Below are 21423 nucleotides of genomic sequence, written 5' to 3'. Positions count from 1 at the left end.
GTCTCAAAATCATTCTATTCCATTTACATTTTTGTAACAATTTAAAGACGGTTATACTTAAACAATAATAATTTGATACAATCAAAAATGGACAAAAACTTATTATTGGATGGGTTTAGAATGAGAAAATCAATTATATTTTTACTAAGCATTATTTACTTTTGCACACCTATAATTCATAAAGCTTATGCTAATGAAGTTTCGACATTTAACATTCAAAGTGAAGCAGCCATTCTTGTTGACTCAGAAACTGGAGCTGTTTTATATGAAAAAAATGCTGATCAACGAATGTATCCGGCAAGCTTAACGAAAATTGCGACAGCCATTTATGCCATCGAAAATGGCGATTTGGATGATTTAGTAACTGTTAGTGAGGATGCCACAACTACTGGTGGGACGAGTGTGTTCTTAGAAGAGGGAGAGCAAGTACCACTTAAAAAGTTAATCCAAGGCATGCTCATTAATTCGGGAAATGACGCTGCTACAGCTATTGCTGAACATCTTGATGGCAGCATGGAGAAATATGAGAAGCATCTAAATCAATATTTATTAAAAAAAGTGAAAGTAAACGATACTCATTTTACGAATCCACACGGGTTATTTGAGCAAAACCATTATACAACGGCTGGGGATTTAGCCAAAATTACAAACTACGCCTTAAAAAATGAAATGTTTAGGAAAACTTTTGGTACGAAGGAATTAGAATGGAAAGGAAAAAGCTGGGACACGACATTAATTACGCATCACCTTATGCTAAAAGGGGAAATTCCTTATGATTCGGTGACAGGTGGAAAAACAGGATATGTACCGGAATCAAAATTCACTTTGGCAACAACTGCAAAACAGGACGGCATGGAATTAACAGCAATTGTATTAAGAGGGACAACAGATAAAGAAGTTTATAATGATACAGAGAAGCTATTAGACTATGGATTTGATCAATTCAAACATAGCTATATTAGTCACTCAGATGTTTTTGAATCAGAGAATAAAACATTTACAACTGGCTTGAACGATGTCATGGTTACCATACCGAAAACACCCGTCCAGAAAACATTAACTCCGGATGGCCAATTACAATTTACAAATGATCAAGGCGAACTAATCCAATCGGTCATTTTAGTTGAAAAACAAAAAAAGCAATCCCACCCAAAGTCTGTAGTGCAAAACGAAAATAAAACCATGGGTTATTATGGAAAATACGCGACTCTTATCCTGATCCTTGCTGCATTGATGATAAGTGTAAGAAAATTTAAAAAACGGAAACGAGTAAAAGCAACGTAAAAGAAATGAAAATCATATTTGACCGTTTTTATTACAAGAACAAAATTTTTTTTACACACGATTAATGCCTTATATATTGGAACATAACTAATAATATAAGTGAAAGGGGGATTTTAGTGTTTGAGAACTTTGAAGTAAAGCCATTATTTGAGGATCAAATTCATGAACGTCATCATTTTACGATCAATATGGGTGGAAATGATTATTCCGGTGTGTACCATGATGAGGAAATTCATTGGTTCCATCCTCAACCAATGAATAATTATGAGGACGAACATATACAAGCAGTGGAAGATAAAGTACATGATTTAATGCAAGAACATCTTCAGTAATGAAAAGGAGAAAAGCATACAAGCGAATTGTAGGCTTTTCTTCGTTTTTCTCCCCAATTTTATCTATTCGAACGCACCATCTTCTTCGCACATAAAAATATCCATGTACTCAATACAAAGGGCAGCGTTAATGTAGGAAGATCATATGGCTCAAACAAAGCGTCTACTCCAGCTGTAAGAGGAACTGTCAAACATGCTGCACTTAACCCCCATAAGGCCGATGGGCTTGAGCCTGTATTATAAAAAAATGAGACGGCTATTATAGTTAAAATCGCATTATAGCCAAAAAAACCTAATATCATAGTTGAGGGATCTGCTCCAAGAATATATGCAAACAGAATTGCGGCTGCATTTCCTAAAAAGGAATATAGCCCAATTTTCCACCCTGCCCAAAATATGGCGATAAAGAGCAATAATCCAGAAAAATTAATGTCATGAAGAAAGTAGATTTGTCCAATTCCATTGAAAATCGCATCAGTGACCTCCTCTTTAACCGCTATTGATGGATCAATATCGGGTAAGTTTTGTGGCAAAAGATTTGGAGAAAGCTTAAATATTTTTAATTTAACTGACGCTAACAATATAAGCCACACAAGCAATACAAAAGGAAAAGTCAAAATAGGCATCTTGGTAGGTTTCATCGCATACATAAAGGCCACTGTAAAAATCGCTGCAACTACTGCACCGACAAGCGCAATCACCCAGCGGTTAGGTCCGGTTAGTAATAACATCAATGAAATTCCTGTTAAAACTGAGTTATAGCCCATTAAACCTTGATTAACAATATTATTATCGATCTTCACTAATTTTCCAAATATCGCTCCGATCGCAGTGGATAAAAATGCTATTACTCCTAACTTTAATGAAAAAATGGATATCGCCAAAAAAATGATAAAGCCTGAGATAGCGTTCTCGATCAAGAGGACCTGCGATATTCCTTTAAAACAAACAGATAAAAATAATTTAATAGCAGTTTTGCTGATTTTCATTTACTTTTCCCCTCACATAAATGTTTTCTTAACTTTTTATTTTGCCATAACATTAATTCTTTAAAATAAAACGAAATAGGAGAAGGAGACGATTAATTATAAAAAGTTTGGGGAATAATGGATTTTGTGTCCATTCAACAAAAATATTTCATATTGGATTAGTGTTTCCTAATTTAAAAGAATTATTTTTACATTTTCGAAATTAAAGGAGGACCTCGAATGCAATTATTACCACGGGAAATCGATAAACTAATTATTGTCGTTGCAGCTGATTTAGCAAAGCGCCGAAAGGAAAGAGGGGTGAAATTAAACTATCCTGAAGCAGTCGCACTCATTACATATGAAATATTAGAAGGTGCCCGTGATGGAAATACCGTCGCACAATTAATGGAATATGGTGCAACCGTTTTATCTCGCGAGGAAGTCATGGATGGGATTCCTGAAATGATTGATGATATTCAAGTGGAAGCCACATTTCCTGATGGAACAAAATTAGTGACTGTTCATAGTCCAATCAGGTAATTAATTAAAATTTTACTGCTGTAACTTTAATAATTTTTGAAAAGTGAGATGAGAAAAATTGATGGAACCAGGGCAACTCATTTTAAAAGAAGAAGATATTATTTGTAATGCCGACAGAGACCTAGATAAAATTTCCGTTATTAATACAGGAGACCGTCCTGTGCAAGTTGGATCCCATTATCACTTTTATGAAGTAAATGAAGCCTTAAAATTTAATCGTGAAGAAGCGTTTGGCAAACGATTAAATATTCCAGCAGGGGCGGCAGTCCGCTTTGAACCTGGAGATGAAAAAGAGATTGAACTCGTTATTTACGGTGGAGAACGCCGAGTTTACGGATTTAATAATAAAGTAGATGGATCATTGGATGAGGGGGGCCCTAAGTCATGAGTTTTAGAATGTCGAGAAAGCAATATGTACAAATGTTCGGACCGACTACTGGAGACTCCATTCGTTTGGCAGATACTGATCTATTTATTCAGATTGAAAAGGATCATACTGTTTATGGAGAAGAGGTCGTATTTGGCGGCGGAAAGGTCATTCGTGATGGAATGGGACAGCATCCTCTCGTCACACGTGGTGATGGAATACCAGATGTTGTCATTACAAATGCAGTCATTTTAGATTATACAGGCATATATAAAGCTGATATCGCCATCCGTGACGGAAAAATCGCTGGGATTGGTAAAGCAGGGAACCCTCTAGTCATGGACGGAGTTGATATTGTCATCGGAGCAGCAACCGATATCATTGCCGGTGAAGGAATGATTGTTACTGCCGGCGGAATTGATACTCATGTGCATTTTGTTAACCCTGAACAGGTCAGTACAGCTTTAAATTCTGGTACAACAACATTGATTGGTGGAGGAATAGGCTCTACAGCTGGTTCAAGAGCAACAACGGTCACACCAGGACCATATAATATTCATCGCATGCTCGAGGTAGCAGAAGGACTGCCAATCAATGTTGGCTTTACAGGGAAAGGACAAGCAGCCGCAGAGGAACCGTTAGCGGAACAAATACGCGCTGGAGCAATTGGATTAAAGGTTCATGAAGATTGGGGAGCAACAGCCTCAGCTCTTGATTACTCACTTAGAGTGGCGGATAAATATGATGTCCAAGTGGCGCTCCACGCAGATACATTAAATGAAAATGGCTTCGTGGAACACACGATGGCAGCCATTAAAGATCGCGTCATTCATATGTATCATACAGAAGGAGCAGGGGGAGGCCATGCACCAGATTTATTAAAATCAGCAAGCTATATGAATGTCCTACCATCTTCAACAAATCCAACGATGCCTTATACAGTGAATACAATTGACGAACATTTAGATATGCTCATGGTTTGCCATCATTTAAACCCTTCTGTTCCTGAAGACATTGCTTTTGCTGATTCACGGATTAGACGTGAAACGATTGCTGCAGAGGACATAATGCTTGATATGGGGATTATTAGTATGACAAGCTCAGATGCCCAAGCGATGGGGCGCGTCGGGGAAGTAGTCCTACGTACTTGGCAAGTAGCTGATAAAATGAAAAAACAACGAGGGATTTTAGAAGGGGACCGTGATTTTTCCGATAACAACAGAGCAAAAAGATATATCGCAAAATACACCATTAATCCAGCAATTACGCACGGAATTTCGGATTATGTCGGTTCCATTGAAGTAGGAAAGATTGCCGATTTAGTACTTTGGCAGCCATCATTTTTCGGAGTCAAACCAGAACTTGTCTTAAAAAATGGCATGATCGTTTATGGTTTAATGGGAGATGCAAATGCTTCCATTCCAACACCACAGCCAGTTATTCATCGTCCAATGTATGCAACAGTCGGAAAGGGATTAGCTAAACATTCAATTACATTTATTTCCCAATCAGCATTTGATGACAAAGTACACGAAAAGCTCCAATTAGAAAAAATTATTTTACCAGTGCGTGGAATTAGAAAACTAACAAAAAAAGATATGAAACATAACTCCTATACGCCAGAAATTACGGTTGATCCGCAAACATATGAAGTAAGAGTTAATGGAGAACTCATTATGTGTGATCCTGTTGATAGCGTTCCGATGGGGCAAAGATATTTTTTATTTTGAGGTGAAGACATGATCGTTGAACAAATTGTCACAAATATTGAAGAAATGGAAAAAGAAGAAATCATTAAACGCCATATTGAGAAAGTTTATCTGGAAAGTGCCAATTTAGTAAAAAGAATTCAGCGGGTCAAAACGGATCATGGAAAGGAAATCGGCATACGTTTAAAAGATCATCGTGATCTAATTGCTGGAGATGTTCTCTTTATGGATGAGAAAAATTTAATCGTCATTGATGTTGTTTCCGATGATCTATTAGTGATTAGCCCGCGAAATTTGGAAGAAATGGGCACGATTGCCCACCAATTAGGAAACCGCCATTTGCCAGCTCAATTTGAAGATGCAGACATGCTCGTTCAATATGATTATCTCGTTGAAGAATTATTAAATGAACTTCATATTCCACATAAACGGGAAAAGCGCAAAGTAAAGCAAGCGTTTCGCCATATCGGTCATAGTCATGGATAAGCAAATCCTATCCTTATTTCAGCTATGTGATTCCAATTTTCCTACAGGTGCATTTAGTCATTCGTATGGATTGGAAACATATATTCAGGATGATAAGGTACACGATGCTGATTCGTTCTGTGAGTGGCTTTTAGTCTATTTACAAGAGCAGCTCATTTATTCGGACGGTCTGGCATGCAAGCTCATCTATCACGCATTTGAGGAAGATAATCAATTAAAGATATGGAAAATTGATCGGATGCTGACTGTGCAAAATTTACCTCGCGAAACGAGAGAAGGAACGCAAAGAATCGGTGAAAGCATGGCTAAGCTTGCCAAGTCCCTTTATGAAATTCCGCTGTTAGACGAGTATGTAGAGCGATTGAAGAAGCGTCAATCCTTTGGCCATCCGGCAGTTGTTTTTTCGATAATTGGTCACCATTTATCCATTTCAGCTAGCGAAACGACTTTGTTCTACTTATACTCGGCGATTTCCAGTCTTGTTCAGAATGCTGTTCGAGCCATTCCTTTAGGACAAACAGCCGGACAAAAAATTATTCTCTCATTCCAAGAGGCTCTCATCGATGCAACTAAAAAAATTCAAGAAATGGATGAAACGGATTTTGGGGTCGTTTCACCAGGACTAGAAATTTCTCAAATGCAGCATGAGCGCGTCAATATACGGATTTTTATGTCTTAATCATTTGGAAGGAAGTGTTTCTAATGGAACCGATTAGAATTGGAGTAGGAGGTCCTGTTGGAGCAGGCAAAACATTATTAGTAGAAAAAATAACACGTAATTTAAACGGTCAAATTAGTATGGCTGCCGTAACAAACGATATTTATACGAAGGAAGATGCCAAATTCCTCATGGACAATGGTATTCTTCCTGCCGATCGCATCATTGGCGTGGAAACTGGCGGCTGTCCGCATACCGCTATTCGCGAGGATGCCTCGATGAATTTTGCTGCAATTGATAAATTAAAAGAAAGCCATCCGGATTTAGAGCTGATTTTTGTCGAAAGCGGTGGAGATAATCTAGCTGCAACATTTAGCCCTGAGCTTGTTGATTTCTCAATCTATATTATCGACGTCGCCCAAGGTGAGAAAATCCCCCGTAAAGGCGGACAAGGGATGATCAAATCAGATTTATTCATTATTAATAAAACCGATTTGGCGCCACATGTAGGTGCAAGTCTTGACGTTATGGAAAGTGACACGAAGGTGTTCCGTGGAGACAAGCCATTTTTCTTTACTAATTTGAAAAAAGAAGAAGGGCTAGATAATGTCATCGACTGGATAAAAAATAATGCCCTTTTAAAAGGGCTGGCTTAAAATGGCGGAGTGGACAGGAGTCTTGCGGCTCGATGCTGAAGATCGGGGCGGAAGAACAGTCGCTAGAAATGTCTATTTTCAAGGTGCACTGAAGGTGATGCGGCCCATTTATCACGATGATTCAGGGCAAGCATGCTATTACATATTAAATCCTGGCGGAGGTTATTTAGATGGTGACCGCTACCATTTACAATTCACAGTCGAGAAAAATGCCAGACTCACATTAACGACCCAATCAGCAACTAAAATTTACAAAACACCGAAAAAACACGCCTATCAGGAAACGGAGATATTCTTGAAAGAGGGCAGTTATTTAGAATATCTTCCCGATCCGCTAATTGCTTACCGTGATGCAAAATACACCCAGAAAAATGTGATCCATATGGAAAAAGGGGCCACATTTATTTATTCAGATATCATTACGCCTGGCTGGTCATCAGAAGGTGACATGTTTAGCTATGATCGGCTGCAGCTCATTAATGAAATATATATGGAAAATGAGCTCGTTGCCTTTGACCATCTGAAACTGATCCCTTCCTCTCAAAATATGAAGACGATTGGCCTTATGGAAGGATACTCTCATTTAGGCTCGATGGTCGTCGTGAGCGAAAAGATGAACACTGAACTTCTCGAACGCCTATATGAACTAATCGATACGAAAACAACTGATTATAAAATTGGCCTATCAATGCTGCCAATACACGGGTTTACTATTCGAATCTTAGCCAATTTAACTCAAACGATTGAAAGAGTTTTTTCCGAATGTCATCGAATCATTAGTGAAGAATGGTTTCAAACTACTCCTAGCTTTTTAAGGAAATATTAAATAAATGATAAAAGACTAAAGCATAGGACACTTTAGTCTTTTGTTCATTGTCCAGCTCCAGCGCCTACCCCCGACGTACAGGACGTACTAGTGTCGACAATGCGACAGGACAAGGAATGCTTCGGCAGCTACACATCGCACGACAAAAAGTGAAGCTTTTGGGAGGACGTCGCGTTTTTGTCGACCTCGAGGTCACAAGCCTTTCGTCCTAGAAAGGTAAAGTACACCTTTCCGAGCCGATCGACTTGTGCTTGTCGGGGGTGACCACTAAGGAAAGCTTCTTAGAATAGTCATCGCAGGAACAATTTTTATTTGTAATTGTTCCGAAGGCGCTACCGCTTTTCTGATTATCTAGACTATTGAATTCTTTGCTCGACTTGCTGACATACTTCATCCGCAGATAATCCGCTTGCTTCAATAACAGGCGCTTTTGTTGATACATCCTGCATACCCATTACGTTATTATCTATTCCAGTAACGACACAAGCTGAACAGTTTTCTGCGTCTGCAGCAGATTTTAATTCAACAACATCATACCCTTTTTCACGAAGTGCATCAGAAACATTTGTTAACGATTGCTCGACAGCTATTTTTTTATTCATGCAATAACACCTCCTCCGTTGATAGAATGGCTTTTTACCCGGATTTTTATTCTTTGATTTTACGAATAAATAGGACTTAGCCATGAGAAAGTAAAGATGGAGGTGATTTTGTGTCTAACCGTAAAAAAGATCCATCAAAAGCTGGTTTAAGCGCTCCTGAGGTGAAGGGACAAGGAACAACGAATATAGAAACTGGGGGGAGGCAGGCATCTTCCGCCCGCCACAAAAAGAAAAAGTAGGAAATGTAATAGGAATAAAAAACAGGATGGAACACCGTGGATCGGCATTTCCATCCTATCATTTATGATTATTTATACATGTCAGCGACTTGCTTCTGCAAATCAGCGTTGTCTAAATACTCATCATATGTCATTTGCTTATCAACTAATCCATTTGGTGTCAGTTCCATAATTCGATTCGCAATCGTTTGAATAAATTGATGGTCATGAGACGCAAAAATTAAGGATCCTTTGTAGTTGATTAAACCATTGTTGAGAGCAGTAATTGATTCCAAGTCTAAATGGTTCGTTGGCTCGTCAAGCAAGAGAACGTTCGACCCGCTCAGCATCATTTTAGACAGCATACAACGAACTTTTTCTCCTCCAGAAAGAACACTAGCCTTCTTCAGAACTTCTTCTCCGGAGAAAAGCATTCTTCCTAAAAATCCTCTCAAGAAGCTTTCACTTTGGTCATTAGGAGAAAATTGACGAAGCCAGTCAACAAGATTTAAATCACTATTCTCAAAATACTCCGAGTTGTCCTTTGGAAAATGTGCTTGCGAAGTTGTAATTCCCCATTTAAATGTACCGCTATCAGCTTCCATTTCACCCATTAAAATTTTGAATAGCGCTGTTTTGGCAATTTCATTCGTACCGACAAAGGCAATTTTTTCATCTTTATTCATGATAAAGCTTACATTATCAAGCACTTTAACGCCGTCAATAGTTTTAGTGATTCCTTCAACACGAAGTAAATCATTTCCTATTTCACGTTCTGGTGTAAAACCAACGTAAGGGTAGCGTCTTGAAGAAGGCTTAATGTCATCAAGTGAAATTTTATCAAGAAGCTTCTTACGGGATGTTGCCTGCTTAGATTTAGAAGCATTAGCACTAAAGCGGGCAATAAATGCTTGAAGTTCTTTAATTTTTTCTTCTTTTTTCTTATTTTGGTCTGAAGCCATGCGCTGAGCGAGTTGGCTTGACTCATACCAGAAATCATAGTTTCCGACATAGATTTGAATTTTTCCAAAGTCAAGATCAGCGATATGTGTACAAACTTTATTTAAGAAATATCGGTCATGGGAAACGACGATGACTGTGTTTTCAAAGTTAATTAAAAATTCCTCAAGCCATTGAATCGCTTTAATGTCTAAATGGTTTGTCGGTTCGTCTAATAGAAGAACATCCGGCTGACCAAATAATGCTTGAGCAAGCAACACCTTCACTTTATCAGATCCAGAAAGATCAGCCATTTTTTTCGCATGCAGCTCTTCGCCAATGCCTAATCCTTTTAACAAAATAGCTGCTTCTGATTCAGCTTCCCAGCCATTCAGCTCAGCAAATTCACCTTCAAGCTCAGCAGCCTTCATCCCATCTTCATCTGTAAAATCAGCTTTCATATAGATGGCATCTTTTTCTTGCATCACTTCATAAAGTCTCGCATGACCCATGATGACAACCTTTAATACTTCAAATTCTTCATATTCGAAGTGGTTTTGTTTTAATACAGCTAAACGCTCGCCAGGACCAAGATGAACAGTACCTGTTTGTGATTCAATCTCGCCTGATAAAATCTTTAAAAAGGTTGATTTTCCAGCGCCATTTGCGCCAATCAAACCATAGCAATTACCTGGTGTAAACTTAATATTAACGTCTTCGAACAGCTTCCGGTCGCCATAGCGAAGTCCTACATTACTTACTGTTATCATGTAATTTAATTCCTCCAAAAAACCGTAATCTAATAAATTATACCATCTTTTTATTGTAATCGCTAACCTTTGAAAGGGAACGGAGGCAGTTTCAAAAATAAATGAAAAAATTTCTAGAAAAAACAGGAGATTAACATTGCGCATAGAATAAATAAAGTGAATGATAATTGTAATCAATTAATAATGAATTTGCAGATTTAATTCTAAATTTTTCTTAGTTGTTCATAGTTTTTTCATATTTATCATGTACAATTAAAACTATTCAGACAGGATAAAGGGGTTATTATTGTGGCCAAAAAACAGCTCGTCGACCTTGTTAATCGTCTAAAAAAAGCAGGAATTAATGTCAGCTTTACAAAACCAAGATCCAAAATGATCATTGCTTTTCCACAAAGTAAAAGGTTATCTTCAAGTACAAACTAACAATTGGGGAATGTTGGGAAAAATTAGCAAAAAACGTTGAACGATATCATTCGCTTAACGTTTTTTTCTCGTCTAGCTCCAGCGCCTACCCCCTCGAGGTCACAAGCCAATCCTCCCAGAAAGGTAAAGAACACCTTTCCGAGAGGCTCGACTTGTGCTTGTCGGGGGTGACCAAGGCGCTTCCGCATTTGCTGCTAAATTTCAGCCATTATTTTCTTAAAAACATCTTTTTCGTTAAAGTCTTCGCCCATAGGGAATTTTTTGATAAATTTGTTTTTTTCATCGATCAAATAGACGAAAGTACTATGAATATAGAAGCCGTTGCCAGGATCTCTATATTGGAACTGAAAGGTATTTGCCAGTTCTTTAATTTCTGCTTGGTCTTGTTTTATATTTGCTTGATTCCCCGTCAAAAGAAGCCAATTCCCGTCATCTTCAATTTCAAAAGTTTCCATATATTTGCGCATCGTCTTAGGAGCATCTCTGTACGGATCAATTGAAATCGTCAGGAATTCTACATTTTTGCCGTAAACCCCAGCCTCTTGTAAGTCTCTTTTCAAAAACTTCATTTTTTGTGTTGTTGTCGGACAAATATCAGGGCAGTGGGTGTACATAAATTCAACAAGCTTTAGTTTTTTATTTTCTTTAGAAAAATCATATTTTTCTTCGTGCATTGTGACCAGTGTGATATGATCCGGAATCTTCGATGTCGTATCGCGGATAATAAAAAAGGAAATCCCCGCCGAAATTCCTAGTAACACTACGAGTCCACATATGAGATATATTTTTTTCATTATTTTCCCTCCCAATTTAAAGATAATGAATATGTGCCAAAAATCCTATGGATAATGTGTGAACATATTAGGGGAGAGGGAATAAAAAATAGAAACGAAAAAAAGCCAAAGGAAGAACCCTTTGGCTTTTTCTGTAGACTATTCTTATTTCATTGAAATCCAAACGCTCTTTACTTCTGTATAGTTGTTAAGTGCATAAGATCCCATTTCACGACCAATTCCTGACTGCTTGAAGCCGCCGAACGGAGATGCCGCATCGAAGGCATTGTAGCAGTTAACCCAAACTGTTCCAGCGCGGAGCTTATTCGCAATATAGTGTGCATTCGCAACATCACGAGTCCAAACACCAGCAGCCAGTCCGTATTCACTGCTATTTGCGCGATTAATTAATTCATCAAGATCTTCATATGGAAGTGCTGAAATAACTGGTCCGAAAATTTCCTCCTTCGCAATCGTCATCTCATCACTCACGTCAGCAAAAATAGTAGGGGACACGAAATATCCTTGTTCTTGAGGCTTCTCGCCACCAACAACGAGCTGAGCACCTTCATTCAAGCCTTTTTCAATATAGCTAAGGACACGGTTTTGCTGTTCGCTCGAAACGAGCGGCCCAATTTCCGTATCAGCATGAATACCGGCACCTTGCTTGATCTTTTTCGCATGGCTTGCCATATCTGCAACAACATTGTCAAAATGTTTCTTTTGAATAAATACACGGGACCCGGCACAGCATACTTGACCTTGGTTAAACATCACACCATTTAATGCACCAGGAATGGCTTTCGATAAATCAGCGTCTGGGAGGATGATGTTTGGTGATTTTCCGCCAAGTTCAAGCGTAACTCGCTTCAATGTTTTTGAAGCTCTTTCCATAATTGATTTTCCAACTTCTGTAGAGCCTGTAAATGCAATTTTGTCTACAAGCGGATGATCCACGAGCGGCTGACCAGCTGTTTCTCCAAAGCCAGGTACGATATTAACGACACCAGGCGGGAAGCCAGCTTCTTGAATTAACTCAGCTAAATATAAAGCTGAAAGCGGAGTTTGCTCAGCAGGCTTTAAGACGACTGTACAGCCTGTAGCAAGAGCAGCTCCTAATTTCCACATTGCCATAAGAAGCGGGAAGTTCCACGGAATGATTTGGCCGACAACTCCGACAGCTTCATGGCGTGTATAGTTAAAGAACGGACCGTTTACTGGAATCGTTTGTCCGACAATTTTTGTTGTCCATCCTGCATAATAGCGCATATGCTCGACAGCAAGAGGGATATCTGCATTCGTTGTTTCACGAATTGGCTTTCCATTATCTAACGTTTCTAATTGCGCTAATTCAGCTGCATGCTCTTCCATTAAATCTGCCAGTTTATACATCAATCTGCTTCTCTTAGCAGTTCCCATCTTAGACCATGGACCTTCATCAAAAGCCTTGCGGGCTGCACGAACAGCGAGATCAATATCTTCCGGTCCTGCTTCATAAACATTAGCAAGTACTTCTCCAGTGGCAGGGTTATATGTTTCAAACGTCTTCTGTGATTTACTTTCTACGAATTCTCCATTAATGTACAAATGTTTTTTCCCGCTTAAGAACTTTTCTACTTTCTCTTTCAAATTAACTGTTAACTGGCTCATAAAACTCCTCCTTAGAATCGTAATCTATGTATTTCATGATGCCATGTTGAGTAGAATTCTCTTGCGAACACCTACATTACATATCGTAACAATATATTAGATTAATAATCAACCAATAAAACAAAAAATATTCTGATAATATTCGACATCGTCTAACAACTTCTTCAAAAACTTCCAATAATAATGTTGATGTTAACAACCGCCAAATGAGTACATGTTCACTAAGTTTTTCGTACCGAATAAAACCCATTAACCTCACACGTATATCCGAGATTTACAATTTATACTAAATTTATCCTGGAATAAAGTAAAAAGCTGGAACCTTTTCTAAAAATAGACGTATAGTCAAGTTATATTAAATTGTTGAGGTGTTTTAATGATGAATAATGTTCATTCGATCGTTGTGAAAAATCTTTCGAAAAGATACGGTTCATTTCATGCCGTGAAAGAAATTAATTTTGAAATTAAAAAAGGGGAGCTGTTCTGCTTTTTAGGTCCAAACGGAGCTGGAAAAACAACAACAATAAAAATGATGACTGGTTTGCTTGAGCCGGGAAGCGGCCAAATAGAAATAGCTGGGGAAGATATTTGGAAAAATCCGCTTGAAGCAAAGAGGAAAATGGCGTATATCCCAGACCATCCCAATCTATATCCCAAGCTATCAGGCAGAGAGTTTTTAAGGTTTATAGGCAGTGTTTTTGAAATCAAACAAGATGTATTTGAAGATAGAATGGAGAGGTATCTTTCGTTATTCGAACTGTTTGAGAGAGCGGATGAATTAATAGAATCCTATTCACATGGAATGAAACAAAAGATCAATATATGCGGAGCGCTGATTCACCAGCCAGAAGTGCTATTCTTGGATGAACCGACTGTAGGGTTGGATCCAAAAGGTGCCAAAACATTAAAAAACTTGCTCCAGTCTTTATGCAGACAAGGGATGACCGTTTTTATGTCCACACATATTCTTGAAATTGCAGAACAAATGTGTGATCGGGTCGGCATCATTAAGAATGGAGAATTAATCGCGATTGGAACAATGGCAGAATTAAGAGAAAAGGAAGGTAAAGCTGATACATCTTTAGAAGATTTATTTTTAGAGTTAACAGGTGATACAGACATGAAGCAGCTAATCCAAGAGCTGGCAGATGATAAAGAAAGGGTGGAGAAATGACAAAAAACTTAATACGGCTATATTGGAAAATGGGAAAAAACCAATTTCGCACAGCTCCAGACAGCACGAAAATAGCGATTGTCTTTTCAAGTATTGCCGCTATCATATTCACCGTTATTTTAAGCTTTGCGGTCGGCGCAATGGCTATGACGCTGCCAAGCGAGTTTTTTTCCTCTATATATGCCTATGCCTTTTCAGCGCTTTTGACTTTTAATATTTTGTTTGGGGTGCCACAAGTATTTAAAAATCTATATGGAACAAATGATTTAACATTATTATTTACTTTGCCAATCAAAACGCGCAGCATATATTGGTTCAAGTTTCTACAAAGCTTTATCGGGTTTCCAGGATTCTTTTGCTTATTTTCTATTATTCTATTAACCGTTTTTGGAATTGCTAGTCGTGCAAGTATACTCTTTTTTCCAATTGCTTATTTAACGGCCTTTTTATTTACATTAATCGGGATGAGTATTGCCTATTTATTAAATTTGCTTTTAATTCAAATCATTCCGGTGCATCGTGCAAAAGAGTTAATGACAGCAATGAGTGCCCTTGCCGGAATTATCGTCTATGTCCTAACTCAGCTGCCGAATTTATTGATGAAAAATCAGCCGAGCAGGGCTAGAGTCGCTGATTTTCCGCCAATGCCTAAGTGGATCCCAATGGAATGGGCAGCCCAAGTCCTTTCAAGTGCGTCAGTTGGGTCCATTGGCTTCATTCTTCCTCTTCTTATGACGATCATTCTCACCCTATTCATGCTCTCTTTCTCATCCTCCTTAGTAGAGAAAGGATTTCGGACTGGCTGGATCAAGATGAATGAAGGAAATCGTCCGAAGAAAAAACGGAAGGGAACGAAAGTTCGTGTTAAGCTTACGAGTCCGGTTATTGCGATCGGTGTGAAGGAATGGCGAGCCATTCAAAGAGATATTAGGGAATGGGTAGCATTTATTCCATTTGTCTTCTTTATGTTTTTTCCTGTCATATCTATTATGAATGACGAAGAGAGCATTCGTTTAATTATGAATAATCCAGATGTATCCTGGATGGTTGCCCAAGCGATCTTTTTATTTATCTTTACGTTTCTTACTAGTGGATTTGCTTCGTCTTCTATTGCTAGAGAAGCGTATTCTATTCATTTACTCCATGTTTTGCCATTATCAGGCTGGAAGATCGCGTTAGGAAAGTTTTGGATCAATTGGCTCATCCCTGCCGTTTTTCTATTTGTTTTGGAAATAGCTGGCGGAATAATTTTAAAATGGCATCCTTTTAATATCTTATTTGGGATGGCTGTTGTAGCAATTATATCATTAGGCATTACAGGGATAGGCCTGTGGCTTGGTTCCATCGGCGCGAAATATAATCCAAATAATCCGCAAAATAGACTCGAAACAGGTGTCTCATTTTTATTAATGTTCCTATCTTTCGGTTATTTGCTCATTGCGGCACTTCCGTCGATTATTGTTCTCATTCCTACGGATACCATAGCTATTTTTAATGAAGGGGAAAGGCCAATGGGATTATTTGGACTGCTCGTTTCACTTCTTGAATGGAAAGCCGCCAATCAAATATTATTAATGATTATTTCTGCAGTAATGACGATTGCAATATCACTCGGAGTTGCTCTATTCACTCTTAAGCTAAGTGCCAGGAAAATTGATAAAGGAATAACAATAAATTTCGTCGCGAATAAAAAATAATGTTACAATATTGTTACTTAGCGAATTAAGGGGTTTCTAAAATGGACAGACATGTAAAGAGAAATATACTGACGATGCAAGGATTTTACCTTTTCACTTTTTTTGGTACTGGTAGCTTACTTCCGTTATTAAGTGTTTATTTAAGTGACGCTGAACAATTAAATGGGTATCAAATTGGCATCATTATGTCGATCAGCCCTATCATTATGATTTTCTTTCAGCCGTTATGGGGAATGCTTTCAGATAAGCTAAACGCACCGATAAAAATACTTACCGTAACAACTTTCATTGCCGGATTATTCGGGCTTGGTTTTATCTTATTTAGCGGCTATTACTGGATATTTATTATCGCAACATGTGTGGCTATTTTCCAAAGTGCAATTATTCCAATTTCTGATAGTTTGTCGATTAAATATACGAGTACTGTTAAAGTGAACTATGGCAATATTCGTTTATTTGGATCACTCGGCTTTGGGCTAGCCGTATTTATTATGGGAAGGCTTTCTGAATGGAATCCTAAGATCATCTTTATTTCGTTTTTTGCTTCATTAATTATTGCTAGCTTCCTTGCATTAAAGATGCCAGCTGAAAAAGTATCTAAAAAGCAGAACCTCCTTGCGGGAATAAAGGAGATTCTCGTAGTTAAAAGATTTCTCATTTTTCTAGTGATTACTTTTCTTATTTTCGGACCGAATCTAGCGAATAATAATTACTTTGGACTCTTTATTGAAAATCGAGGTGGGACATATACGGGAATCGGCATTGCCTTTCTAATTGCCGTCTTATCGGAAATCCCTTTTATGAAAGCAGCTGGCAGTTGGATTCATCGCTTCGGACTATTGAAGATCGCAACACTAGCTGGAATTGTTTCCTGTATTAGATGGCTGCTTTATTTTACGGAGCCAAGCCTTTGGTTAATTTATTGCACAGCCGTCATTCAAGGCTTCTCAATCGGTTTGTTTATTCCTGCTGGTCTTCAATATGTTAAAGATATAACGCCCGTACATATTACAGCTACTGCGATTACTTTATATTCAGCATTTGGAAATGGTGTTGGGAACTGGTTCTGTACGTTTATCGGCGGAATCATCTATGAAGAATTCAATGTTTATACGTTATACTTATTTTTTAGCATTTTAAGCTTCATCGGTGTTATGCTTAATATTTGGTTAATTAGGGAAGAAAAAGGGCATAATTCGGTATTGTCAGTCTCTAAGTATTAACGAAAAAGAAGTTGCGCTATCTGCAACTTCTTTTTCACTGTTATTCCGGATATTTATTCATTAGCTTTCGGGCCAATAACGTTTTTACCTCATTATAAGATAGACCCGATTGACTGTTCAGCCGTTTCACCTCATCAATATCAGTTCCAACGACAGTGAATTTTTTTCCCGAGTTTCTTGAGTCCATACAGGGAACCTCCATTTAGATAATTTACATTATGGTGTTGATTTCTATCAGGATAATTTCCCTTTTTTTGTCCATACTAGTAAAAAAGGGGGCGTTTGTTATCTTTTTCAATAGAAGAGGCCAAGACGATAAACCAGAAGTAGTCATGCTTGATACAGAAGTTTATGCATGTAGTAGCTGTAATGGCTGGATGCGCAAGGAATTTGCCTCAGCTGATTTAAAATGTCCACTATGCGGTAATGATACAAACTTTGAGATGAGAGAATTGCCACAAATTGAATAAGTGATTGGATTAAGACTGTTGCCTTTAATCAACAGTCTTTTTTGTACGTAAAGAACTATAGCTATGGATTTCTTATAAATTTTCATTTTGTTGTCCAAGTTCCTTTTCTGCTAATAAGATATTCCCGGTTTCGACTGAACGGTGCTCATCAATGGAGTTACTTGGATAATTATCTTGTTTAAGATTACTCTCTTTTCGGTTCGCCTCTTCTAGTGCTTGCTTGTCATTTTTCACTAAGTTTCTTACCTCCATTGTTCATTTCAAAAGGGATGTAACCATAAGGTTTGAGTTTAAGCACCAACTTATTCATTTGTTCGCACAAGTTCAAATGAAATATAAAACAGCAATGGAAGATTAATTTTCCATTGCTGTTTAAATTCCTTATTCAGATTTTTTCGATAAGCAGCGATCACATTCCATTAAATACGATTCTGTATGCTCATTCATTTTTTGCCCACATTCAGCACAGATCCTTTTTGGCATAACCTTTAAGCTTTCTCGACCTTTTAACATGTTATCCTCTCCTTTTTATAATACAGTTTATTTATTCTCGACTTGTTATATAACAGTATACAACAAAACAACTTAAAAGTGTAGACTTTTTTGAATATTTTTAATCTTATTTTAGACAAAGAAAAAGAAAGGCTAAACCTTCCTTTTTCTTTGTAAATATGGGAATTTTTACTTACTTTTCTCTTTTTCTTCCGGCTGGATAAAATAGCTTTTCACAGGCCTGACTAATTGTCTAATGCCTGATTCCATTTTATCGCTTAAATACGTTACCCGTTCAAAGAAAACAGAGCGAAAATTATCGAGCTGTCTTCCTATTTTTTGTACTAATGCTTCTTGTTCATCTAATCTTTGCATGACAGTCGTATGAAAAACCTCTTGCACCTCAAGCTGTTTCGAAATTTCTTCGTATATTGTTTCTTGCTTCATTAACTGCCCTGAAAAATTTTCCGCGATGGATTCAAATTCATTTATCTTGCCCGCTAACGCTTCTGTTGACGCATGCTGAACTGACACTTGATCTAGGATGGCTTGATTGATTAAGCTTTCATTTTTCAAGCTTTCCGCTATTTGAATATTCCTTTTTTCCAACTCGCTTAGCCGATCCAAAATGATTTTATTATTAGACTCCTGATTATGCATTTTTCCTAAAAACTGTTGCATCATTTCTTCCTGATTTTCAAGCCTGATCATAATATCAACTATATCCTTATCTTGCTTTGAAGATGAACGCTTTAATATTTGATGCATATCTTTGAAGGATTCAGTTAACTGCACATCGATTTCTTCATATGCATCTGAAAGTTTTCGATTGATCGCTTCCTGCTGTTGCAGAACCTCCTGCAAATAATTTACACGAAAAGAATCTTGATTAGGGGTATCCTTTATTTGCAGCTTTTTATTATAAAGATTAGGCACAATCTGCCCATTCGTATATAAGCCCAAGAAATAACACTCCTTCATTTTCTGCTTTTTAATAGCATTATTGAATATCCTATGTATTTAATCGGAAAAAGGTGGCAAGTTTGGTTTTTAGCCTATCTTGTAGTAGTAATTGCCAATTATCTTTAGTAGAATAGATTTAATAAAGACAAACTTTTTACATTTTTAAAATTAGAAGTTACACTATGTGTGAGAGGGAAAAAGTATTTTTTCCTTCGATATATTATTTGACTGTTGCTTCCTTATAATTTTTATTTGAAGGGATGATTGTAATGGCTATTTCTTTATCAAAAGGACAAAAGGTAGATTTAACAAAAACGAACCCTGGTTTATCTAAAGTCATTGTCGGACTTGGCTGGGATACGAATAAATATGACGGAGGAAATGCTTTTGATTTAGATGCAAGCGTATTTTTACTTGATGCAGCTGGAAAATGCGCCTCTGAAAAAGACTTTATTTTCTATAATCAGCTCCAGGGTGGAAATGGCTCTGTTGTACATACGGGAGATAATCGCACAGGAGAAGGGGATGGCGACGATGAGCAAGTAAATGTTAATTTAAGCGCTGTTCCTGCAATTGTTGAAAGAATTTCTTTCGTTATTACGATTCACGATGCTGAAAGCCGTGGGCAAAACTTTGGACAAGTTTCCAATTCATTTGTGCGAATTGTTAATGAAGAAACAAATGAAGAGATTACTCGCTACGATCTTGGAGAGGATTTCTCGATTGAAACAGCCATCATTGTAGGGGAGTTATATCGCCATAACGGTGAATGGAAATTCTCAGCTGTTGGTTCCGGCTACCAAGGCGGACTCGCAAGAATTGCTACTGATTTTGGCTTGCAGGTTGGTTAATTCATCTATATTACTTTTTTATTCTGGGGAGGTTTTTTGTAATGGCAATTCAATTGGCAAAGGGACAGAGAATTGACTTAACGAAAACAAATCCTGGCTTAACGAAAGCGCTGATTGGCCTTGGCTGGGATACAAATAAATATCAAGGTGGACATGATTTTGATTTGGATGCATCTGCCTTTTTAGTCGATGCGAATAATCGCTGCCAAAATGACCTTGACTTCGTTTTTTATAATAACCTCCAACATCCGAGTGGTGCGGTCGTTCATACAGGAGATAACCGAACTGGGGAAGGGGAGGGGGACGATGAACAACTCATCGTTGACTTCACGAAGATTCCTTCTTATGTGGACCGCATTGGCATAACCGTCACAATCCACGATGCGGATGGAAGGCAGCAAAATTTCGGCCAAGTATCAAATGCATTTGTCCGCTTAGTTGATGAATCGAATAATCAAGAATTATTACGGTTCGATTTAGGGGAAGATTTCTCAATTGAAACGGCAGTTGTCATTTGTGAATTATACCGACACGGAAATGATTGGAAATTTAATGCAATAGGCAGCGGATTTTCTGGAGGTTTAGCTTCCTTATGCCGCAATTATGGGCTTCAAGTATAAAGGCATTTGACTACTTTATCTTTATCGAAACTTTATGAAAAGCACTCCGTTGTAGGAGTGCTTTATTCATGTCTATAAAGAAGGTGGAGGAGGAAAAATTGAAAATTGGTCTTGTCAGACATTTTAGAGTAAAAAACGCGGTTCCTGAAAAAACATGGGTTAATCCGGCTGAATTACATAAATGGTTAGAAGATTACGACCTATCCGATATAGAGGTGGGAAGAACAGACTTGCAAAATATAAAATGGCAAAAATGTTATTCAAGTGATCTATCTAGGGCAGAAAAAACAGCCGAAGCTATTTTTGAAGGGGAGATTATTAAAACAGATAAATTAAGAGAAATAAAGGCCTATCCATTTTTACAAAGAAACATAAAACTGCCGTACCTTCTTTGGGCTGTGTTTATTCGCTTAGCTTGGATGATTAGCCACCCATCCCAAAAAGATTCTATAACTTTAGTAAAAGAAAGGATTAATTTATTTTTAGATGAGGTCTTAGCTGAAAAAAATGACAATGTACTGATCGTCAGTCACGGAGCATTAATGATCTTTATGCGAAAGGAATTATTAAAAAGAGGATATAAAGGTCCAAGAATCAATCATCCTCAAAATGGAAAGCTTTACATATTTGAAAAATAGGACTCATACTTTGCTAATTCTCTTTGGAATTGGCATATTTTATCGATCCAGTTGTACTATTTACGAAGGAATTCACCATAAAATAAAGAAA

At 37.7% G+C, this 21423-nt stretch carries 27 protein-coding genes; 18 read left to right on the top strand and 9 right to left on the bottom strand.

Annotated elements, in window-relative coordinates; genetic code table 11:
• Positions 1–120 precede the first annotated feature (120 nt).
• Both F7731_RS20790 and F7731_RS20785 read left to right on the top strand, forming a co-directional pair.
• Positions 121–1284 (top strand): D-alanyl-D-alanine carboxypeptidase family protein, encoded by a 1164-nt coding sequence (locus F7731_RS20790; RefSeq protein ID WP_151536717.1) that lies wholly within the window; start codon positions 121–123, stop codon positions 1282–1284.
• Between the two features lie 116 nt (positions 1285–1400).
• The gene (locus F7731_RS20785) at positions 1401–1616 is read left to right on the top strand and encodes a DUF5342 family protein (protein WP_151536716.1); all 216 of its coding nucleotides are present in this window, start codon (positions 1401–1403) and stop codon (positions 1614–1616) included.
• Between the two features lie 59 nt (positions 1617–1675).
• Here the strand turns inward: F7731_RS20785 and F7731_RS20780 are convergent, their stop codons facing one another.
• Positions 1676–2605: an urea transporter gene (locus F7731_RS20780; protein WP_151536715.1), complete on the bottom strand. Its 930-nt coding sequence runs from the start codon at positions 2603–2605 to the stop codon at positions 1676–1678.
• A 219-nt stretch (positions 2606–2824) separates the two neighbouring features.
• On the opposite strand from F7731_RS20780, the gene F7731_RS20775 reads away from it, so the two are divergent.
• The 7 genes from F7731_RS20775 (at position 2825) to F7731_RS20745 (ending at position 7829) form a co-directional block, all read left to right on the top strand.
• Positions 2825–3127 carry an urease subunit gamma gene (locus F7731_RS20775; protein WP_151536714.1) on the top strand — a complete coding sequence of 101 codons (303 nt, stop codon included), beginning with the start codon at positions 2825–2827 and terminating at the stop codon, positions 3125–3127.
• 61 nt (positions 3128–3188) lie between these two features.
• The gene (locus F7731_RS20770; protein WP_151536713.1) at positions 3189–3515 is read left to right on the top strand and encodes an urease subunit beta; all 327 of its coding nucleotides are present in this window, start codon (positions 3189–3191) and stop codon (positions 3513–3515) included.
• Positions 3512–5224: an urease subunit alpha gene (gene ureC / locus F7731_RS20765; protein ID WP_151536712.1), complete on the top strand. Its 1713-nt coding sequence runs from the start codon at positions 3512–3514 to the stop codon at positions 5222–5224. Before F7731_RS20770 ends, ureC begins: the two co-directional genes overlap by 4 nt.
• A 9-nt stretch (positions 5225–5233) precedes the next feature.
• Entirely contained in the window at positions 5234–5689 is a 456-nt protein-coding gene (gene ureE / locus F7731_RS20760; protein WP_151536711.1) for an urease accessory protein UreE, read from the top strand.
• Positions 5682–6368, top strand: a complete 687-nt coding sequence (locus tag F7731_RS20755) for an urease accessory protein UreF (protein WP_151536710.1) — start codon at positions 5682–5684, stop codon at positions 6366–6368. The genes ureE and F7731_RS20755 overlap by 8 nt, the downstream gene beginning before the upstream one ends.
• Before the next feature lie 23 nt (positions 6369–6391).
• Positions 6392–7003 (top strand): urease accessory protein UreG, encoded by a 612-nt coding sequence (gene ureG, locus F7731_RS20750; protein ID WP_151536709.1) that lies wholly within the window; start codon positions 6392–6394, stop codon positions 7001–7003.
• 1 nt (position 7004) lies between these two features.
• The gene (locus F7731_RS20745; RefSeq protein WP_151536708.1) at positions 7005–7829 is read left to right on the top strand and encodes an urease accessory protein UreD; all 825 of its coding nucleotides are present in this window, start codon (positions 7005–7007) and stop codon (positions 7827–7829) included.
• Positions 7830–8185: 356 nt separating this feature from the next.
• Here F7731_RS20745 and F7731_RS20740 read toward each other — a convergent pair whose 3' ends face one another.
• A complete protein-coding gene (locus F7731_RS20740) occupies positions 8186–8431 on the bottom strand; it encodes a YkuS family protein (protein WP_151536707.1) in 246 nt (81 codons plus the stop codon).
• A 110-nt stretch (positions 8432–8541) separates the two neighbouring features.
• Here F7731_RS20740 and F7731_RS20735 point away from each other — a divergent pair, with 110 nt between their 5' ends.
• Positions 8542–8670 (top strand): YuzL family protein, encoded by a 129-nt coding sequence (locus F7731_RS20735; RefSeq protein ID WP_151536706.1) that lies wholly within the window; start codon positions 8542–8544, stop codon positions 8668–8670.
• A gap of 68 nt (positions 8671–8738) precedes the next feature.
• Here F7731_RS20735 and F7731_RS20730 read toward each other — a convergent pair whose 3' ends face one another.
• A complete protein-coding gene (locus F7731_RS20730) occupies positions 8739–10358 on the bottom strand; it encodes an ABC-F family ATP-binding cassette domain-containing protein (protein ID WP_151536705.1) in 1620 nt (539 codons plus the stop codon).
• A 288-nt stretch (positions 10359–10646) separates the two neighbouring features.
• On the opposite strand from F7731_RS20730, the gene F7731_RS27120 reads away from it, so the two are divergent.
• The gene (locus F7731_RS27120; protein ID WP_281352583.1) at positions 10647–10781 is read left to right on the top strand and encodes a hypothetical protein; all 135 of its coding nucleotides are present in this window, start codon (positions 10647–10649) and stop codon (positions 10779–10781) included.
• Between the two features lie 194 nt (positions 10782–10975).
• Here F7731_RS27120 and F7731_RS20725 read toward each other — a convergent pair whose 3' ends face one another.
• Entirely contained in the window at positions 10976–11575 is a 600-nt protein-coding gene (locus tag F7731_RS20725) for an SCO family protein (RefSeq protein ID WP_151536704.1), read from the bottom strand.
• Between the two features lie 144 nt (positions 11576–11719).
• Entirely contained in the window at positions 11720–13204 is a 1485-nt protein-coding gene (locus tag F7731_RS20720) for an aldehyde dehydrogenase family protein (protein WP_151536703.1), read from the bottom strand.
• A gap of 379 nt (positions 13205–13583) precedes the next feature.
• Between F7731_RS20720 and F7731_RS20715 the strand changes: the two genes are divergently transcribed.
• From F7731_RS20715 to F7731_RS20705, 3 genes are read left to right on the top strand one after another with little or no spacing between them, the layout of a single operon-like run.
• Positions 13584–14378 carry an ABC transporter ATP-binding protein gene (locus tag F7731_RS20715; protein ID WP_151536702.1) on the top strand — a complete coding sequence of 265 codons (795 nt, stop codon included), beginning with the start codon at positions 13584–13586 and terminating at the stop codon, positions 14376–14378.
• Entirely contained in the window at positions 14375–16075 is a 1701-nt protein-coding gene (locus tag F7731_RS20710; RefSeq protein WP_151536701.1) for a putative ABC transporter permease subunit, read from the top strand. The genes F7731_RS20715 and F7731_RS20710 overlap by 4 nt, the downstream gene beginning before the upstream one ends.
• A gap of 41 nt (positions 16076–16116) precedes the next feature.
• The gene (locus F7731_RS20705; protein WP_151536700.1) at positions 16117–17298 is read left to right on the top strand and encodes an MFS transporter; all 1182 of its coding nucleotides are present in this window, start codon (positions 16117–16119) and stop codon (positions 17296–17298) included.
• A 40-nt stretch (positions 17299–17338) separates the two neighbouring features.
• Here F7731_RS20705 and F7731_RS26605 read toward each other — a convergent pair whose 3' ends face one another.
• Entirely contained in the window at positions 17339–17485 is a 147-nt protein-coding gene (locus tag F7731_RS26605) for a hypothetical protein (RefSeq protein WP_170289761.1), read from the bottom strand.
• Between the two features lie 67 nt (positions 17486–17552).
• Here F7731_RS26605 and F7731_RS20700 point away from each other — a divergent pair, with 67 nt between their 5' ends.
• Positions 17553–17768, top strand: coding sequence for a cold-inducible protein YdjO-related protein (locus tag F7731_RS20700; RefSeq protein WP_246197355.1), 216 nt, complete (start codon positions 17553–17555; stop codon positions 17766–17768).
• A 72-nt stretch (positions 17769–17840) separates the two neighbouring features.
• On the opposite strand, the gene F7731_RS26600 is transcribed toward F7731_RS20700, so the two are convergent.
• The 3 genes from F7731_RS26600 to F7731_RS20690 all read right to left on the bottom strand — a co-directional run bounded on the left by F7731_RS26600 (position 17841) and on the right by F7731_RS20690 (position 19223).
• Positions 17841–18002, bottom strand: a complete 162-nt coding sequence (locus F7731_RS26600) for a hypothetical protein (RefSeq protein ID WP_170289760.1) — start codon at positions 18000–18002, stop codon at positions 17841–17843.
• 147 nt (positions 18003–18149) lie between these two features.
• A complete protein-coding gene (gene yhfH, locus F7731_RS20695; RefSeq protein ID WP_151536699.1) occupies positions 18150–18281 on the bottom strand; it encodes a protein YhfH in 132 nt (43 codons plus the stop codon).
• A 168-nt stretch (positions 18282–18449) separates the two neighbouring features.
• Entirely contained in the window at positions 18450–19223 is a 774-nt protein-coding gene (locus F7731_RS20690) for a hypothetical protein (protein ID WP_151536698.1), read from the bottom strand.
• A 269-nt stretch (positions 19224–19492) separates the two neighbouring features.
• Here F7731_RS20690 and F7731_RS20685 point away from each other — a divergent pair, with 269 nt between their 5' ends.
• From F7731_RS20685 to F7731_RS20675, 3 genes are all read left to right on the top strand, one after another.
• A complete protein-coding gene (locus F7731_RS20685; RefSeq protein ID WP_151536697.1) occupies positions 19493–20074 on the top strand; it encodes a TerD family protein in 582 nt (193 codons plus the stop codon).
• 41 nt (positions 20075–20115) lie between these two features.
• Positions 20116–20694 carry a TerD family protein gene (locus F7731_RS20680; protein WP_151536696.1) on the top strand — a complete coding sequence of 193 codons (579 nt, stop codon included), beginning with the start codon at positions 20116–20118 and terminating at the stop codon, positions 20692–20694.
• A 68-nt stretch (positions 20695–20762) separates the two neighbouring features.
• Positions 20763–21332 (top strand): histidine phosphatase family protein, encoded by a 570-nt coding sequence (locus F7731_RS20675; RefSeq protein ID WP_246197353.1) that lies wholly within the window; start codon positions 20763–20765, stop codon positions 21330–21332.
• Positions 21333–21423: the final 91 nt, after the last annotated feature.

It is taken from the genome of Cytobacillus depressus, from assembly GCF_008923245.1.
Lineage (GTDB): Bacteria > Bacillota > Bacilli > Bacillales > Cytobacillaceae > Cytobacillus > Cytobacillus depressus.
Note: the sequence above shows the minus strand (reverse complement) of the source record. Positions and strands in the feature narration are given on the sequence as shown.

Bases quoted from the DNA above. Each gene is read 5' to 3' on its own strand.
- F7731_RS20790 (WP_151536717.1), top strand. From the start codon at position 121: ATGAGAAAATCAATTATATTTTTACTAAGCATTATTTACTTTTGCACA.
- F7731_RS20780 (WP_151536715.1), bottom strand. From the start codon at position 2,605: ATGAAAATCAGCAAAACTGCTATTAAATTATTTTTATCTGTTTGTTTT.
- F7731_RS20775 (WP_151536714.1), top strand. From the start codon at position 2,825: ATGCAATTATTACCACGGGAAATCGATAAACTAATTATTGTCGTTGCA.
- F7731_RS20770 (WP_151536713.1), top strand. From the start codon at position 3,189: ATGGAACCAGGGCAACTCATTTTAAAAGAAGAAGATATTATTTGTAAT.
- ureC (WP_151536712.1), top strand. From the start codon at position 3,512: ATGAGTTTTAGAATGTCGAGAAAGCAATATGTACAAATGTTCGGACCG.
- ureE (WP_151536711.1), top strand. From the start codon at position 5,234: ATGATCGTTGAACAAATTGTCACAAATATTGAAGAAATGGAAAAAGAA.
- F7731_RS20755 (WP_151536710.1), top strand. From the start codon at position 5,682: ATGGATAAGCAAATCCTATCCTTATTTCAGCTATGTGATTCCAATTTT.
- ureG (WP_151536709.1), top strand. From the start codon at position 6,392: ATGGAACCGATTAGAATTGGAGTAGGAGGTCCTGTTGGAGCAGGCAAA.
- F7731_RS20745 (WP_151536708.1), top strand. From the start codon at position 7,005: ATGGCGGAGTGGACAGGAGTCTTGCGGCTCGATGCTGAAGATCGGGGC.
- F7731_RS20740 (WP_151536707.1), bottom strand. From the start codon at position 8,431: ATGAATAAAAAAATAGCTGTCGAGCAATCGTTAACAAATGTTTCTGAT.
- F7731_RS20730 (WP_151536705.1), bottom strand. From the start codon at position 10,358: ATGATAACAGTAAGTAATGTAGGACTTCGCTATGGCGACCGGAAGCTG.
- F7731_RS20725 (WP_151536704.1), bottom strand. From the start codon at position 11,575: ATGAAAAAAATATATCTCATATGTGGACTCGTAGTGTTACTAGGAATT.
- F7731_RS20720 (WP_151536703.1), bottom strand. From the start codon at position 13,204: ATGAGCCAGTTAACAGTTAATTTGAAAGAGAAAGTAGAAAAGTTCTTA.
- F7731_RS20715 (WP_151536702.1), top strand. From the start codon at position 13,584: ATGAATAATGTTCATTCGATCGTTGTGAAAAATCTTTCGAAAAGATAC.
- F7731_RS20710 (WP_151536701.1), top strand. From the start codon at position 14,375: ATGACAAAAAACTTAATACGGCTATATTGGAAAATGGGAAAAAACCAA.
- F7731_RS20705 (WP_151536700.1), top strand. From the start codon at position 16,117: ATGGACAGACATGTAAAGAGAAATATACTGACGATGCAAGGATTTTAC.
- F7731_RS26605 (WP_170289761.1), bottom strand. From the start codon at position 17,485: ATGGACTCAAGAAACTCGGGAAAAAAATTCACTGTCGTTGGAACTGAT.
- yhfH (WP_151536699.1), bottom strand. From the start codon at position 18,281: ATGTTAAAAGGTCGAGAAAGCTTAAAGGTTATGCCAAAAAGGATCTGT.
- F7731_RS20685 (WP_151536697.1), top strand. From the start codon at position 19,493: ATGGCTATTTCTTTATCAAAAGGACAAAAGGTAGATTTAACAAAAACG.
- F7731_RS20680 (WP_151536696.1), top strand. From the start codon at position 20,116: ATGGCAATTCAATTGGCAAAGGGACAGAGAATTGACTTAACGAAAACA.
- F7731_RS20675 (WP_246197353.1), top strand. From the start codon at position 20,763: ATGTCTATAAAGAAGGTGGAGGAGGAAAAATTGAAAATTGGTCTTGTC.